Source organism: Nocardia caishijiensis NBRC 108228 (assembly GCF_001612825.1).
Taxonomy (GTDB): Bacteria; Actinomycetota; Actinomycetes; order Mycobacteriales; family Mycobacteriaceae; genus Nocardia; species Nocardia caishijiensis.
The window spans coordinates 77,663-91,700 of record NZ_BDBE01000026.1; the positions used below are offsets into that span (position 1 = coordinate 77,663).

Genomic DNA, 14,038 nt, shown 5'->3' on the forward strand with positions numbered 1-14,038 from the left:
CAGCCGTGTTCGCAGGTCGAAGGTTCGGGCGTTCTGGCGCCTCGCAGTCGACGAGCGCGGACTGGAACGCCTAGGCGGATTCGGCGACCTGTTCGGCGCGGTAGACCTCGGCCAGTTCGGCGAGCGGGATGGTGAGTGCTTCGGCGAGGCCGACGATGGTGCCGAACGCGGGGGATGGCATGCGTCCGGACTCGATCTTGCGCAGGGTCTCGGGAGAAATGCCTGCCCGCCGTGCCACCTCGTTCAGTTCGCGGTCGCCCCGAGCTGTCCGCAGTCGCCGACCCAGTCGGCGCCCGGCTTCGACCTGGGCGGGACTGAGCGGAAGACGGACCATGGCCCCGATGGTAAGTGCTCACTCGCCGAGCTGCCAATTGACCGCCTCTGACGGGGCTGATCCTACGACCACGTTCTAGCGGGTGGGGCGCCAGGGGATCCGGCCATTGCCGTCGCCGGTGGGCGTCCATTGTTCGGCCCAGTCCCATACCTGCTGGAGGGACTCGGCCAGGAGGGCGCCCTCGGTGGTCAGCTCGTAGGCGCCGCGCGGTCCGTTCTTGCGGGTCAGGCCTGCGGACTGGAGTTGCTGGAGGCGGTCGGAGAGCATGCTCGACGAGCAATTGCCCATCCGGCGGCGCAGGTCGAGGAAGCCGAGGGGGCCGGGTTCGAGTTCCCAGATCACGCGCAGCATCCACCGCTGCCCGAGCAGGTCGATCGCGGCCACGATCTTCACGGAGGGTTCTGCGGTTTCGTCACCGCCGATTGCGCTTCTCATTCAGAAGTACGATAGCTGGTTCTGTATCAGAAGCATTCGGGCGATCGGACGGGCCATGAATCCGGAATACCTCGGGGAATTCCCCGATGTGGGTGGGTGGTCGCGACACCTAGCGTTGTCGAGGTGAAAGCAATCGTGCAGCAGGTTTACGGGTCGTCGGCGATGTTGGCGGTGGCCGATGTCGGGCGCCCGGAAGCGGGGGCGGGGGAGGTGCTGGTCCGGGTTCGTGCGGCGTCGGTGAACGCGCGCGATTGGCATGTGATGCGGGGCGATCCGAAGATCGCGCGGTGGATGGACCGGTCGGTGTTCCGTGGCAAGGGACCGGCGAATCCGGTGCAGGGCGGGGACTTCGCGGGCACGGTCGAGGCGGTGGGCGACGGGGTCACCGATGTGGCGGTGGGCGACGAGGTGTTCGGGGAGGCGGTCAGCGGTGCGTTCGCGGAGTACCTCGCGGTGTCGCGCGCTCTCCTCGACCGGAAGCCGAGGAATCTGAGCTTCGAGGAAGCCGCGGCTGTGCCGCTGGCCGCCAACACCGCCCTGACCTGTCTGCGTCACGTCGACGCCGGGGAACGCGTATTGATCATCGGTGCCTCCGGTGGGGTCGGCACGTTCGCGGTCCAGATCGCCCGGGCGAGGGGTGCCGAGGTCACCGCGGTGTGCAGCACCCGCAATGTCGAGGCGGCGCGGTCACTCGGCGCCGGACACGTGTTCGACTACACCCGCGAGACGGTGACCGGCCGCTACGACACCGTTCTCGACCTGGCGGGCACGCGGGGTCTGCGCGAACTCCTACGCCTGGTCGAACCCACCGGCACCCTGGTCCTGTCCGGCGGCGGCAACTTCGACGGTGGCAGCTTGTTCGGCCCGGTCGGCTTGCTCGCGTTCGGGCAGCTGGCTCGGCCGTTCGTGAAACCGTCGATCCTCGGCCCGCTGGCTCAGCAGAGTCCCGAGTCGCTGACAGAACTCCGCGAGCTGATCGAGTCGGGCCACGTCCGCCCGGCCATCGACCGGACCTACCCACTGGCCGAGACGCCCGCAGCCATCAGCTACATGGAGTCCGAACATGCCAGGGCGAAGATCGTGATCACCGTCGCCGCATAGGTCGAATCGCCTGGCGGAGCGAGGTTCTACCGGGTGTCGGCATCATCCGCCGGTTGCGCTTCTGATTCAGAAGCACGATAGTTGCTTCTGAATCAGAAGCATGCGGGCGGGAGGAGCACGATGGTGGAATCGACGGCGCGGCGAGTGGTGCTGGTGACCGGGGCTTCGCGCGGGATCGGTGCGGAGACGGCGAGACAATTCGGTGCGACGGGTGCGCACGTGCTCGTGAACTTCCGGGAGAAACGCAAGCGGGCCGAGACCGTCGTCACCGAGATCGTGACGGCCGGTGGGAGCGCCTCGGCGATCGGCGCGGATGTGTCGAAGTCCGACGATGTCGCGGCGATGGCGGCCGATATCCAGCGCACGCATGGTCGGCTGGATGTGTTGGTGCTCAATGCCTCCGGCGGTCTCGAGCGTGACGCGGACCCCGGCTACGCGCTGCGCCTCAATCGGGACGCGCAGGTGGATCTCGCGACGGCGATGCTGCCCTTGATGCCGTCGGGCGGCCGCATCGTCTTCGTCACCAGCCATCAGGCGCACTTCATCCACGAGCAGTCCGATGTTCCTGCGGGTTACACACCGATCGCGCGGAGCAAGCGCGCGGGTGAGGACGCCCTGCGCGCGCTGATGCCCGAATTCCGCTCGCGGGGCGTTGGTTTCACTGTGGTGTCCGGCGACATGATCGACGGCACGATCATCGTCCGGCTGCTGGAACGGCGTGACGCGAGCAGTGTCGCGTCACGCCGTGCGGCGGGCCCGTTGCCGACGGTCGAGGACTTCGCCGCGGCGATCGTGACCGCGGCCGAGTCCGACGGCGCCGACGGGCGGACGGTGTACGTCGGCGGTGCGGACTATCTCACCTCGACCGCAGCCGGGCGGTGACGATCTTCGGGCAAAGTCAGCCCCTGAACTATCGACGCCGTCGACTCCAGCGCGGGAGCTACGCGGCGCTTTCGCGTCGGAGTTCGAGGGCGATGTCGATGAGTTGATCTTCCTGGCCGCCGACCAGTTTGCGTCGGCCCGCGCGGACGAGCATTTCGGCGGCGGAGACACCGTAGCGTTCGGCTTGGCGTTCGGCGTGCTTGAGGAAGCTGGAGTAGACGCCCGCATAGCCCATCATGAGGGATTGGCGGTCCAGGAGGCATTCGGTCGGCATGGCCGGGCTCACGACATCTTCGGCGGCGTCGGCGATGGCGAAGAAGTCGATGCCGGTTGTGATCCCGAGTTTGTCGCAGACCCCGACGAGGGCTTCGACGGGGGTGTTGCCCGCGCCCGCGCCGAAGCGGCGTGCGCTGCCGTCGATTTGAGTGGCGCCCGCGCGAATGGCGTAAATGCTGTTGGCGACGGCGAGGTCGAGGTTTTCGTGACCGTGGAAGCCGACGCGGGCGTCGGTGCCGAGTTCGGCGACCAGGGCGGCGACGCGGTCGGAGACCTGGTCGAGGACCAGAGCACCCGCGGAGTCGACGATGTAAACGCATTGGCAGCCCGCATCGGCCATGATGCGGGCTTGTTTCGCCAGCTCCTCGGGGGTCTGGGTGTGCGACATCATGAGGAACCCGACGGTCTCCAGACCGAGGTCGCGGGCGTAGCCGAAGTGCTGGATGGAGACGTCGGCTTCGGTGCAGTGCGTGGCGATGCGGCAGATGGAGGCGCCGTTGTCCTGGGAGATCTTGATGTCTTCTTTGACTCCCACGCCGGGCAGCATCAGGACCGCGATCTCGGCCTGCTCGGCGGTGTCGGCGGCGATTCGCACCAGTTCCTGTTCAGGGGTTCTGGAGAATCCGTAGTTGAACGAGGAACCGCCGAGTCCGTCGCCGTGGGTGACTTCGATGACGGGAACACCGGCGCCGTCGAGTGCGGCGACGATGGCGCGGACCTCGCTGGTCGTGAATTGGTGACGTTTGTGGTGCGACCCGTCGCGCAGGCAGGTGTCGGTGATACGGATGTCGAGATCAGCGGAGTACGGCATGGGAATTCCTGACGAGGTCGGGGCGGAGGGGTGCGCGCTCACACGCGGGCGGCGTGGATCTGATCGGCCATGACTTCGCCGACCTTGGTGGCGGCGGCGGTCATGATGTCGAGATTGCCCGCGTACGGCGGCAGGAAATCGCCCGCGCCTTCGACTTCCACGAACACCGATACCTTCGCCAGCCCACCGGAAACCACCGACGGTTCGTCGAACTGTGGTTCGTTCAGAAGCCGATAGCCGGGCACGTACTGCTGGATATCGGCGACCATCCGATGCACCGAATCAGTGATCGCGGCACGGTCGGCGTCCTCGGGGATAGCGCAGAAAATGGTGTCGCGCATGATCATCGGCGGTTCGGCCGGGTTGAGGATGATGATCGCCTTGCCGCGCTTGGCACCGCCGATGGTTTCCACACCACGGCTGGTGGTCTTGGTGAATTCGTCGATGTTGGCGCGGGTACCGGGTCCGGCCGACACCGACGACACCGAGGCCACGATTTCGGCGTAGGGCACCGGAACGACTCGCGAGACAGCGGCCACGACAGGAATCGTCGCCTGTCCACCACAGGTGATCATATTGACGTTCGGCGCATCGACCAGCGACGCGAGATTGACCGGGGGCACGACGGCGGGCCCGACCGCGGCCGGAGTCAAATCGACGGCCCGAATGCCCAATTCGGCGTATCGCGGTGCGGCGGCACGATGCACATAGGCCGAGGTCGCTTCGAAGACGAGATCGGGCTTCTCCGGTTGAGCGAGCAGCCAGTCGACGCCCTCTGCCGAGGTCTCCAAGCCGAGCCCACGAGCCCGCTTCAGCCCTTCACTGGCCGGGTCGATCCCGATCATCCACCGCGGTTCGATGGATTCCGACCGCAACAGTTTGTAGAGCAGATCGGTGCTGATATTGCCGGATCCGACGATCGCGGCGGTGACGTTTCCGTTGGCCACGGTAAGCCTCCTCGGGTTTGGGGCCGGTGAACCGGCGAAGTACTGGATTACCGCGTCGACTCAGCGGCGGAGAGGTAGCGCGGGCCTAGGTGAAACGCAGTCGGACAGAACCGAGTCCGGTGAATTCGGCGAGGAAGTCGTCGCCGGGGCGGGCATCGATCGCGCGGGTGCAGGAGCCGGGCAGCACGATGTCACCGGCTTTGAGGCGCACTCCGAAGGTCGCGACCTTGCGTGCCAGCCAGGCCACCGCGATCACCGGGTCGCCGAGGACCGCGTCGCTGCGGCCTTCGGCGACGACCTCATCGTTGCGAGTGAGGACCGCATCGATGGCCTTGATGTCGATATCGGCCGGAGCCACCCGCTGCTTGCCGAGGACGAAACCGGCCGAGGACGCGTTGTCGGAAATGGTGTCGGCCAACCCGATCTTCCAGTCTTCGATCCGCGAATCGATCAACTCGATCGCGGGCGCGTAGGCGACGGTCGCGGCCAGGACGTCGGCTTCGGTGCAGTCCTCGCCGGGCAGGTCCTTGCCGAGGACGAATCCGACCTCGACTTCCACGCGGGGTAGCAGGTACTGGGCGGTGTCGACGGGGATGTCTTCGAAGACTTCCATCTCGGCCAGCAGGTGTCCGTAGTCGGGTTCGTCGACGCCCATCATCTGCTGCATCGCCTTGGACGACAGTCCGACTTTGTGCCCGACGACCTGGGCGCCGTCACGCAGCCTGCGCTGGATGTTGAGCAACTGGATCTCGTAGGCGTCGACCACATCGATACCCGGATACCGGTCGACCAGCGGCGCCACGGCCACCCGATCCTGTTCGGCGCGTGCCAATTCATCGGCAAGCTCGCTGCGCACCGTGGGGCTCAACATGTTGTCCCCGTCCTTGTCGTGGTGATCATGTACCCCATGCTCCTAGGAAACAGACCAGCCGAACCGTCCGCTTCCCGCTGGCCGGAAAGAAATTCGGTGACCTTCCCGAATTCTGGGAAAGCCGCTGTCACAGCTGGGCGGTGTCGGCCCGGCGAGGCATGAACGCGCAGGCCACGACCATCACCACCGTCATCACGGCGATGGCGAGGAACACGAGATGCATTGCCCCGACGAGTTTTTCCGGAGCCGGAGACCCCGCGATCCGAGCGTTGACGATGGCGCCGAACACGGCCACACCCAAGCACTCCCGAGCGAACGGGCGAACAGCGCGGCCGAGGTGACCACACCCCGCTCCGACCAGGCGGCGCCGGTCTGTGCCGCGATGAGCGTGGGCGTGGCGACCAGCCCCATTCCCGCACCGACAACGAAACACGATGCGGCAACCTGCCAGAGCGCCGAGTTCTCATCGATGAGCAAGGTCGAGGTGGCCCCGATCGTCGCGACACAAGCTCCCGACACCGCACAAGCCCGGAAACCGAAGCGCAGGTACACCTTTCCCGCCTGCGCGGCAGACAGCGGCCAGCCCAGCGTGAGCGCACCGGTGACGAGCCCGGCAACCAGCGCGCCCGTCCCCAGCACCCCTTGGTTGAACATCGGCACATAGGTGGTGAACCCGAACAGCAGCGCACCACCGAGCATCGCCGCCACCGTGCTCGCCGGCACCACCGGTCGGGTGAAGATCCACAACGGCAGAATCGGGTGTGCCGCACGGGTTTCGACCACGACGAAGAGAGCCAGCAGCAGTGCGGCTCCGGTGAACACACCGATTCCCGTCGGCGAATCCCACGCCCAGGCGCGACCACCTTCGAGCAGCCCGAGGACCAGCGCACTCGCACCGGCGGTGAGCAGGAGCGCCCCCGCACAGTCGATGCGGGACTGCCGCCGAGGCACCGTTTCGTGGAAGCCGCGCACCAGCATCCACGCGGCGAGCACGGCCAGCGGCAGGTTGATCAGGAAGATCCAGCGCCAGCCGAGATAGTCGGCGAAGACGCCGCCGAGCAGCGGACCGGTCACCGACGCCACCGCCCACACCCCGGCGAGATAGCCCTGGATCGTTGCGCGTTCGGCCAGGGTGTAGAGGTCGCTCGCGATCACCATGGTCGTCGGCTGGATCGCGCCCGCACCGAGCCCCTGCACCGCGCGGAACACGATCAGCGCGAGCATGCTGTTCGCCAGCCCGCACAGCAGCGAGCCGAGCGCGAAGACCACGATCCCGAACAGCATCACCGGTTTTCGGCCGAACGTATCGGCCAGCGCGCCGTAGACGGGAACCGTGACGGCCTGGGCGAGTAGATAACTGGAGAACAACCAGGGGAACAGCGCGAAATCGCCGAGGCTGTCGGTGATGGCGAGCACCGCCGTAGCGAGGATCGTCGAGTCGAGGGCGACGAGCCCGGTCGCGAGCATCAGCGACACGAGCACCGGTCCACGCTCGGACCCGAATCCCACCGATTCCCGAGCGGTATCAATGGCCACAGCCCACCTCCCGGATCAGAAGCGGATGCGGACAGTGCCGGTGCGTGGGCGCGCCTGACAAGCGAGGATGTACCCGGCGGCGATGTCGTCGTGGTCCAGCACGCCGGTCCTGCCCATCTCGACCTCACCGTCGAGCACCGTGCAGGCGCACGAACCGCACTCACCTTCCCGGCACGAGTACGGGACATCGAGTCCGCGGGCGAGCATGACGTCGACGAGCGTCCGGTCGCGGGGCCAGCGCAGCGCGTGCACGCTGCCGTCGAGTTCCACGTCCACGTCGGCGGCATCGGTGGTGTCCTCGACGTCGGCGAAAGGGTCTCCCGAGAGGGACACGAACACCTCGGTGGTCACCAGCTCCCGTGGGCGGTCGGCCAGTGCCTCGGCCACGACCGCCATGAACGGCGCAGGACCGCACAGGTACGAGTGGTGGTCGGCGTACGGCGCGGCGAAATCGGCCAGCGCACCGGCATCGGGCAGACCCCGTTCGGACTGCAACCAGTGGGCCACCGTGAGCCGGTCCGGGTATTGTCGCTCGAGTTCGGTGAGCGCCCGATCGAAGATCACCGACTCCCGATCCCGGTTGGCGTAGAACAGCTCCACGTCGCCCCGCCCACCGACCAGCGCCGAAACCAGAATCGACAGCACCGGCGTGATCCCACTGCCCCCGGCCCACAGCAGCAGATCCGCGTCGAGCGAGGCGGGCGTGAAGGTTCCCGCAGGCAGCAGCACATCGACGCTGTCACCGACGGACACATTGTCGCACAACCAGTTCGACCCGTACCCACCCTCGGTACGCTTGACCGTCACCTTGGGCGGTTCCCCCGTGAGCGGCGAGCTCGCCAGCGAATAACACCGCGCCACCGGCGGCTCACCGGGTATCCGCAGGGTGAGAAACTGACCAGGCCGATAGCGGAACCGCTCCGCGACACTGTCGGGAACCTCGAAGACGAACGACCGCGCGTCAGCCGTCTCCTCGACCACCGCCGCGACCCGCAACGTCACCACCCGCGTCCCACCCGGCACGTCGACACTAGCCCTCGTCACCGATGTCCTCCTACGCTCGCGAACACGTCACCACGACCGTCCCAGCCCCACGCCTCCACGAAGAGCTCAGTTCCCGGTGGTCGGGAGGCCGTGCTCGACGGCCCGCTCACCGGGAGATTTCGGGGTTCGCCGGATAGGCCGACTGGCCGCCCGTCAGCATCGAAAGTCTCTGGGCGGTGGACCTCGGTGACGGCACGGCGCGAGTGGACAACACGCCCTGGTTCGTTCGCGGGATCGCCAGCGGAGACATCGTCGCGGTGGCGCCTGACGATGACGGTGTTCTCTGGGCAGGTCGGACGATCCACCCTTCGCAGAACTGCACCATCCGCTTGATCGTGTTGAAAGACGGTGGCTCGTCCGCCGCCCGCGAGAGCGTCCTGAAGGCCTTCCACCGCTTCGGCACGACAGGTGAAGGGATCGAGCGCTACCGGATGGTGGCGTTGGATCTACCGCCAGAGGCGGACCTGTCGAAGATTCGCAAGCTGTTGGAACATGGTGAAGAACAGGGTTGGTGGCACTGGGAGGAAGGGTGTGTCACCGAAGCGTGGAACGCCACCGAGCGAGAGTGATCATCTCTGCGATCGGAGTACTCCCACGCCCAGCTCTCCGACCGGACCATGTCCGAGGTGGGGTTCAGTCGTGGAGTGGAAAGTTGGCTCGGATGGTGTTGTGGGGATCGCGGGCGGTTTTGATCTGTCGTAGGCGCGCAAGGGTTTCCGAGTCGAAGGCCGCCGAGGCCGCCTCGCCGGGAGCGAGGAAGGTGTAGGGCTTGGAACCGGTGATGTGGGGGCCGAGGGCGTCGAGGGTATGGGTGAACATGGTCTGGATGTCATCGAGCAGGTGGGGGAGGCCGAGGCCGAGCATGTAGAGGGCGTACGGCTCGGTGACGGGCCCACGGGCGCCACCGCCTGGGCGGGTTTCGGCGAGGGCACCGCCGAGACCACGGATCTGGATGTTGAGCAGTGGCGCGACGGGGGCCTCGACGAGGGTTTTGACGACCGCGTCGTCTAGGTCGGTGAGCAGTTCGCCGCGCGACAGCGAGGGGCTCGGGTCGGTCGGTTCGGCGGTGATCCGGCCGATCTGCGCCGGGGTCAATTCGCCTCGCGTGTCGGTGAGAATTCCCCCGATGCTGTCGAGCCGGGCGGTCAGTGCCCGACCTTCGTCCGGCTCGCCGAGGTAGGCGAAGTCGAGGGCGACAGTCGGTGCGGTTCCGGGGATCTGATAGCGCTGCAACCAGACCGACAACTCTCGCGGCGCGTTCGTGGTGAATTCGGTGAAGAGATCGAACACTTCGCGGGTGCGGTCGGCGGACCACAGGACGCGGCCGCCATAAAGGCGCGGCAGTGGGAACAGGTCGAACTCGATCTCGGTGACGATCGCGAAATCGCCGCCGCCGCCGCGCAGTGCCCAGAACAGATCCGGGTCGGAATCGGCGGTGATCCGAGCGCATCGGCCGTCGGCATCGACGATCTCGAAGGCACGCACCGCGTCGGCGGCCCAGCCGTACTTGCGTGCGAACCAACCGAATCCGCCACCGAGGGTGTAGCCGGTGACGCCGACGACGGGATTGCTACCGGCTAGCCCGGTCAAGCCGTGCGCAGCCGCGGCGGCTTGGACGACACCCCATTGCACGCCGGTACCGACCCGCGCTGTCCGGTGCTCCGCGTCGATCTCGAGACGGTCCAGGGCGCCGGTGCGGAGGAGGATCGCGTCCTCGATTCCACCGGTCGCGCCGTGACCGGTTGTCTGCGTGACCACCTGTCTGCCCGCGCTCCGCGCGAATTTCACCACGTCGGCGGCGTCCTGGGCGTCTGCCACCACGACAACTGCCGAAACCGGCTGCGCCACCGCCAAATTCCACGGTTGTCCGGCGTGGTCGAATCCGGCGTCGCCGGGCAGCAGCACACGTCCACGAACCGTGCTCCGCAATTCCTCGATACCCATCGCTCTGTCCTCACTTGCTGTTGCTGTGATCTCAGGTTGTTCCTGGTTGACGATGCGGGGCAGGAAACTGTGACACACAGTTGAAACCGGACGTCATGCGTGGATTTCAGCTTGCTGTTCTGGACAAGGGCATGGCCTTCCTCACTTCGAGGCGATCAACGTGAGCAACCCTTGCGACCCTTTGCCACGGATTGCCGACTACCGCATGTTCGAAAGTCGGGCACGTCCCCAGTCCAAGTCGTTCCCCCGCTGCTACCGTCGCCCCGCGTGGCTGGCTAGTGCAGCAGCTCGGTGTGGGCGTGTTCCGGCGCAGTCGGGCACACATAGAGCTGCTGGTCGTAGCCGCTGCCGATTTGGACCGCAGTATGGTTGAAACCGACGAGTGGCTCACGCACCGGTTCCTCGCGTGGGAACCAGCTACTGTTGCCGCTGGCCTCGAACGTGGCGATGGTCAGGAGGGCATCCATGTCGCTGTCGCAGGTTGGGCAGAGCCGTGGGTGGGGGTCGGTGGCGCCCCAGCGAGGCCAGCCTCCGACTTTCCAACCTGGTGCGCCAGCCAGCTCATTGTCGTAGAAGTCCTGTGGGCACGCCGCGTAGGCGCTGTCCACACCCGTGTCGGCTGCCTGCCACACCCTCCAGTTTCCGATCTGATCCCGGAGTTCCTTGCTCAGTTCCATGTGGTCGGGATATTCGGTGACCTGCTCCGGGTTGAGCAGGCACGGCTCGGGCAGGTAGTTGTCGAACTGCGTCGCGGGTGGTTCGGGAGGCGTGGCGAGGATGTCGGTGACGGTGGCGGCCGACCGCCAGAACAGCACCGTCTTGGGCATGATCGGGTGGTCGAAGGGGCACCACAGGACCTGGAGCAGGTCTGCGCCTTCAGGTGTGCGTAGATCGGGCACGTCGCGGGCGTACAGCTGTGCGACCGGCAGCATCGGTATGGCACCCTCATATTGGACGGTCGCCAGCCTGAGCGGATCTCGCGCAGGGCGGATTCGCTCGAGGGTCTCTCGTTCCTGTGGGGTCAGGGTCCTACCGCGCGAGGCGGCACGGATCCGACGTTCCAACCTCACCTCCGCTGGGGACAGGGCCGGGTTCATTCCGTCCACTACATGCGGTTCGTCGCAGTGCGGCCACGGCTCGCTGGCGGGCCAGAGCAGCGGTCCGCCGATGGAACTGTCCTGCGGTGACGGCGATCCGGGACGCGGGTGCAACCGGGTTGCCGTGCGTGCCAGCGGAGTCAGTTGAGGGAAGACGGTCGTGACGTCGAACGGCCGCGGCGGAGTGGTCGGGGTGCTGGTCATAGCCGCGATATTGCCAAATGGCTCTGACAACGGGCTCCCACAGCTCGCACCGGGTATGTCATCCGATCTTCTCGAACCGAACTGCGCGTCGAAGCCTCCCACCCTCACGCAGATTCAGTGTCATGCGCTTGGCACTCCAGACTCCGTCCACTTCGACTATGCAGTTGCGGAAATGGCTGGTCGAGGTAAAGGTTAGGCAATTGTCCGTGGTGAGCGTGTAGTGCGTGAGATGTACCCCGGCGACCACGGATTCCTTGCGAAGCCATGTCTCGATCACGGCGGCATCCGCCGAGGTGGGTACTGATTTTATCAGCACATCGAGAACTGTCCCGTCCGGGTAGAATCGAAATACGTGCACGTCTGCGGCGAAGATCCCCGACGGCCTGCGAGACGATCGCCCGCGGCGGACCCGGCTGCTGCGCTTGCTCATCACGCAGATGCTGCCAGGAAACCGGTGGGCGGCACACCTCGCGGCACTGCAGGTGTCGCCCGGACGTGCGGTAGGCGCCACGAGCGTAGGAGTCGACTGCGAATCGAAGGCCTCGGATGTGGCGCTCAGCATTTGCGGTTGTCAGTGTCCCTGTGCCGGAGCATCTTTGGGGAGCAGCTCGGGCTCTTGCGCATACGTCGTGTGGAGCGGGTTCGGTGTTTCGACCGAACATCGTGACGGTAGGGTTCGGTGATCAATCCGGGGAGGACTACCGCATGGCACAGCTTCAGCATCGGATCGCTGAGATGACCGATGATTCGGGCTTCCTCGGCCTTGTCGACCCCCACGCGTACACGTCGTTCGTGGGCGAAGACTGGACCTTGGAGATGCTGTTCGGGCGCTTCGAAGCCGAGATACGGCAGCGGACGATGCTGCTGTGGGGAACCGGTGGTGAGGAGCGGTGGCGGATCGACCTTTTGGATTCCCCGGTGGATCCGCGCCTGCCGGTCATCAGGCAGATCACCGGCCCCATCACCGTGACAGGTGGTGAGCTGATCGTCGTCAACCTGGAGACGGTCACCATGGCTGCCCAATACGCGGACTCGGCCGTGGATGACGACAAGGACATTTACGGGTCCGGTATCGCACTCCCCAACGGCGACTACATCTGCACCGTCAGCCAACTCACCGATCCCGAAGAGGATCGGACACACGACGGCCCCGACTTCCACCTCCACCTGACAGCCGGGCACACCCCACCATGGTCCGGGGTCGCTTGGTCCGAACTGTGACGAAGCTACTTCTGCTGGTGTCTCGTGGGTTCCTCATCGGCTAGTTGTCATCCGGCACCGCTGTCTGATGTCGCACGGGGTGCCGCTTCGCTAGTCGAATGCGTTCCAGGGTTGGAAGGGTACTCCGGTGAGTCGTTCGCTGTCGGCCCACAACCGCACGCCCGGTTCGCTGTCGGCGGCGCCTTTCGGGAGTTTCGCGGGTCTCGGAGTGCCGGAGGTCTGGTCGCGTCCGGCGGGGCCGATGAATTCGCCGCTGGTGATGTCGGGGCTGGTTGCGGCGTAGAGGGAGGGCCATGCGGCGCCGTCGGGCGAACCCATCAGCACGCGGGCCGCCAGTGGGGTGAGAAGGCGCGTCAGCGCTCCTGCGCCGTGTCGTTGGAGGCTGGTCATCGCCGAGCCGGGGTGGACGACGACGGCTTCGATCGGTGTGTGGGCGGTGCGGCGCGCGAGTTCGAGGGTGTAGACGCTGTTGGCGCGCTTGGACTTCGCCTACGCGGCCATCCCGCTGTAGTTGTTGTCGCTCATCAGGTCGTCGAGCTTGCCGAGGGGCCAGCGTGCGGCGATCACGCTGACGGTGAGGACACGAGCGGCGGGCGAGCGGCGGACAGCGGGCCAGATCAGGGCGTCGAAGGCGAAGTGGCCGAGATGATTTGTGCCTACCGTCATCTCGAACCCGTCGCGCGTGGTCAGGCGGGTGGGCAGATTCATCACCCCGGCGTTGTTGAACAACAAGTCGACGGTTTCGGTCGCCGCGATCCGCTGGCCGCTCGGCGCACGAGGTGAGATCGGACAGATCCAAGACCAGAGTGGTGGCCTCGGCCCGAGGCCCGGCGGCGCGTACGGCCTCGACCGTTTCGTCGAGCTTGATCTGATCGCGTTTGGCCAGGATCACCCGTGCGCCGCGCGCGGCCAGTGCACGAGCAGTCTCCCATCCGATTCCGCTGTTGGCGCCGGTGAGCAGGGCGGTGCGGCCGGTCTGGTCAGGGACGTCCGCTGGAGTCCAGTGCGTCATGCGGGTCACGCCTTCCATGTTGAATGAACGTTCATTGGCGGCTGTGGGACGCGGTGGGCTCGTTGTCGTGGACACGACCGTGGCGACGGTGCCGTTCGACGCCGACCGGCTGCCGGAGTACGCGGCGCAGCTCTACGATGCTGGCCCGGCGACCCCGAGGTGATGCGGTTCCTGATGTGGTATCACCTGCTACGTGGCGAGTTCGCCCAGCGTGCCTCGGTGGCCGAGTCGATGCGCGCGAAGGTCGAGGCGATCGAACAGGCGCAGCGACGCGGGACGGTGACCACGGCGCCGCCGGCCACACACATCCTGGCCTTGGTGCT

The 14,038-nt window shown here is 66.4% G+C and carries 15 protein-coding genes and 3 pseudogenes; 5 read left to right on the forward strand and 13 right to left on the reverse strand.

Going from position 1 to position 14,038, the window contains the following annotated elements; translation table 11 throughout:
* Nucleotides 1-70: 70 nt before the first annotated feature.
* Together NC7_RS10510 and NC7_RS10515 are read right to left on the reverse strand one after the other, a co-directional pair.
* The gene (locus tag NC7_RS10510; protein WP_067981403.1) at nucleotides 71-334 is read right to left on the reverse strand and encodes a helix-turn-helix domain-containing protein; all 264 of its coding nucleotides are present in this window, start codon (nucleotides 332-334) and stop codon (nucleotides 71-73) included.
* A gap of 75 nt (nucleotides 335-409) precedes the next feature.
* Complete coding sequence (locus tag NC7_RS10515) at nucleotides 410-769, reverse strand: winged helix-turn-helix transcriptional regulator (RefSeq protein WP_067981404.1); 360 nt, start codon at nucleotides 767-769, stop codon at nucleotides 410-412.
* A 123-nt stretch (nucleotides 770-892) separates the two neighbouring features.
* Here NC7_RS10515 and NC7_RS10520 point away from each other — a divergent pair, with 123 nt between their 5' ends.
* Nucleotides 893-1,870, forward strand: coding sequence for an NAD(P)-dependent alcohol dehydrogenase (locus NC7_RS10520; protein ID WP_067981405.1), 978 nt, complete (start codon nucleotides 893-895; stop codon nucleotides 1,868-1,870).
* 120 nt (nucleotides 1,871-1,990) lie between these two features.
* Complete coding sequence (locus tag NC7_RS10525) at nucleotides 1,991-2,752, forward strand: SDR family oxidoreductase (protein ID WP_067981406.1); 762 nt, start codon at nucleotides 1,991-1,993, stop codon at nucleotides 2,750-2,752.
* Between the two features lie 58 nt (nucleotides 2,753-2,810).
* Here NC7_RS10525 and dmpG read toward each other — a convergent pair whose 3' ends face one another.
* From dmpG to NC7_RS10550, 5 genes and pseudogenes are all read right to left on the reverse strand, one after another.
* Entirely contained in the window at nucleotides 2,811-3,839 is a 1,029-nt protein-coding gene (gene dmpG / locus NC7_RS10530) for a 4-hydroxy-2-oxovalerate aldolase (RefSeq protein WP_067981407.1), read from the reverse strand.
* 38 nt (nucleotides 3,840-3,877) lie between these two features.
* Nucleotides 3,878-4,786, reverse strand: coding sequence for an acetaldehyde dehydrogenase (acetylating) (locus NC7_RS10535; RefSeq protein ID WP_067981408.1), 909 nt, complete (start codon nucleotides 4,784-4,786; stop codon nucleotides 3,878-3,880).
* Nucleotides 4,787-4,871: 85 nt separating this feature from the next.
* A complete protein-coding gene (locus NC7_RS10540) occupies nucleotides 4,872-5,657 on the reverse strand; it encodes a 2-keto-4-pentenoate hydratase (RefSeq protein ID WP_067981409.1) in 786 nt (261 codons plus the stop codon).
* Between the two features lie 127 nt (nucleotides 5,658-5,784).
* Nucleotides 5,785-7,193 (reverse strand): annotated as a pseudogene (locus tag NC7_RS10545) (MDR family MFS transporter).
* 15 nt (nucleotides 7,194-7,208) lie between these two features.
* Nucleotides 7,209-8,237, reverse strand: a complete 1,029-nt coding sequence (locus NC7_RS10550) for a ferredoxin--NADP reductase (RefSeq protein ID WP_067981410.1) — start codon at nucleotides 8,235-8,237, stop codon at nucleotides 7,209-7,211.
* A 158-nt stretch (nucleotides 8,238-8,395) separates the two neighbouring features.
* On the opposite strand from NC7_RS10550, the gene NC7_RS10555 reads away from it, so the two are divergent.
* Nucleotides 8,396-8,806, forward strand: a complete 411-nt coding sequence (locus tag NC7_RS10555) for a DUF4265 domain-containing protein (protein WP_067981411.1) — start codon at nucleotides 8,396-8,398, stop codon at nucleotides 8,804-8,806.
* A 64-nt stretch (nucleotides 8,807-8,870) separates the two neighbouring features.
* Here the strand turns inward: NC7_RS10555 and NC7_RS10560 are convergent, their stop codons facing one another.
* From NC7_RS10560 to NC7_RS29035, 3 genes are all read right to left on the reverse strand, one after another.
* Nucleotides 8,871-10,181 (reverse strand): FAD-binding oxidoreductase, encoded by a 1,311-nt coding sequence (locus NC7_RS10560; RefSeq protein ID WP_067981412.1) that lies wholly within the window; start codon nucleotides 10,179-10,181, stop codon nucleotides 8,871-8,873.
* 275 nt (nucleotides 10,182-10,456) lie between these two features.
* On the reverse strand, nucleotides 10,457-11,113 hold the full coding sequence (locus NC7_RS29815) for a hypothetical protein (protein WP_201449862.1): 657 nt from the start codon (nucleotides 11,111-11,113) through the stop codon (nucleotides 10,457-10,459).
* A gap of 427 nt (nucleotides 11,114-11,540) precedes the next feature.
* A complete protein-coding gene (locus NC7_RS29035; protein ID WP_157101931.1) occupies nucleotides 11,541-11,912 on the reverse strand; it encodes a hypothetical protein in 372 nt (123 codons plus the stop codon).
* Between the two features lie 152 nt (nucleotides 11,913-12,064).
* Between NC7_RS29035 and NC7_RS10570 the strand changes: the two genes are divergently transcribed.
* A complete protein-coding gene (locus NC7_RS10570) occupies nucleotides 12,065-12,703 on the forward strand; it encodes a hypothetical protein (protein ID WP_159372854.1) in 639 nt (212 codons plus the stop codon).
* Between the two features lie 90 nt (nucleotides 12,704-12,793).
* On the opposite strand, the gene NC7_RS30120 is transcribed toward NC7_RS10570, so the two are convergent.
* The 3 genes and pseudogenes from NC7_RS30120 to NC7_RS30490 all read right to left on the reverse strand — a co-directional run.
* The gene (locus tag NC7_RS30120; RefSeq protein ID WP_236573312.1) at nucleotides 12,794-13,093 is read right to left on the reverse strand and encodes an SDR family NAD(P)-dependent oxidoreductase; all 300 of its coding nucleotides are present in this window, start codon (nucleotides 13,091-13,093) and stop codon (nucleotides 12,794-12,796) included.
* A 99-nt stretch (nucleotides 13,094-13,192) separates the two neighbouring features.
* Nucleotides 13,193-13,411: a Rossmann-fold NAD(P)-binding domain-containing protein gene (locus NC7_RS30125; protein ID WP_236573311.1), complete on the reverse strand. Its 219-nt coding sequence runs from the start codon at nucleotides 13,409-13,411 to the stop codon at nucleotides 13,193-13,195.
* Between the two features lie 118 nt (nucleotides 13,412-13,529).
* Nucleotides 13,530-13,733: pseudogene (locus NC7_RS30490) on the reverse strand (SDR family NAD(P)-dependent oxidoreductase); the annotation flags it as partial.
* 156 nt (nucleotides 13,734-13,889) lie between these two features.
* On the opposite strand from NC7_RS30490, the pseudogene NC7_RS30495 reads away from it, so the two are divergent.
* Nucleotides 13,890-14,038, forward strand: a pseudogene (locus NC7_RS30495) (TetR/AcrR family transcriptional regulator); the annotation flags it as partial.

Excerpts from the sequence above, each read along its gene's own strand:
- NC7_RS10540 (WP_067981409.1), bottom strand. The coding sequence starts at position 5,657 with ATGTTGAGCCCCACGGTGCGCAGCGAGCTTGCCGATGAATTGGCACGC.
- NC7_RS10525 (WP_067981406.1), top strand. The coding sequence starts at position 1,991 with ATGGTGGAATCGACGGCGCGGCGAGTGGTGCTGGTGACCGGGGCTTCG.
- NC7_RS30125 (WP_236573311.1), bottom strand. The coding sequence starts at position 13,411 with ATGAATCTGCCCACCCGCCTGACCACGCGCGACGGGTTCGAGATGACG.
- NC7_RS10560 (WP_067981412.1), bottom strand. The coding sequence starts at position 10,181 with ATGGGTATCGAGGAATTGCGGAGCACGGTTCGTGGACGTGTGCTGCTG.
- NC7_RS29035 (WP_157101931.1), bottom strand. The coding sequence starts at position 11,912 with ATGAGCAAGCGCAGCAGCCGGGTCCGCCGCGGGCGATCGTCTCGCAGG.
- NC7_RS29815 (WP_201449862.1), bottom strand. The coding sequence starts at position 11,113 with ATGCTGCCGGTCGCACAGCTGTACGCCCGCGACGTGCCCGATCTACGC.
- dmpG (WP_067981407.1), bottom strand. The coding sequence starts at position 3,839 with ATGCCGTACTCCGCTGATCTCGACATCCGTATCACCGACACCTGCCTG.
- NC7_RS10510 (WP_067981403.1), bottom strand. The coding sequence starts at position 334 with ATGGTCCGTCTTCCGCTCAGTCCCGCCCAGGTCGAAGCCGGGCGCCGA.
- NC7_RS30120 (WP_236573312.1), bottom strand. The coding sequence starts at position 13,093 with ATGACCAGCCTCCAACGACACGGCGCAGGAGCGCTGACGCGCCTTCTC.
- NC7_RS10515 (WP_067981404.1), bottom strand. The coding sequence starts at position 769 with ATGAGAAGCGCAATCGGCGGTGACGAAACCGCAGAACCCTCCGTGAAG.